General features: G+C 63.5%; 1 pseudogene. It reads right to left on the reverse strand.

Features of this window, described 5'->3' with window-relative positions:
• Positions 1-182 precede the first annotated feature (182 nt).
• Positions 183-252 (reverse strand): annotated as a pseudogene (locus CKW40_RS45710) (aspartate-semialdehyde dehydrogenase); the annotation flags it as partial.

The following is a 252-nucleotide window of genomic DNA, read 5'->3' on the forward strand; positions in this document are numbered from 1 at the left end:
GAAACTCGACGCCGCAAGCGAAGTCACCGCGCCCTACCCGTATTTTCCGTACCGCCGACAGGAAGGCTTCGCCCGGCTGAACCCGCCGGCGGTGTGAGCGCGTCCGGTTGAAAAGACCAAGGTTCGCAGGACAGAGGGGGGCGCCGTAGAGCACCAAGCTCAACGGCCTCAGTGCAGCAGCCTCAGTGCAGCACGAACTCCCCATCCACCTTGCGCCATTCATTCGGCGCGATCAGCTTCTGGTGCGTGTAG

Origin of the sequence: Mesorhizobium carmichaelinearum (assembly GCF_900199455.1) — a bacterium.
Classification (GTDB): domain Bacteria; phylum Pseudomonadota; class Alphaproteobacteria; order Rhizobiales; family Rhizobiaceae; genus Mesorhizobium; species Mesorhizobium carmichaelinearum.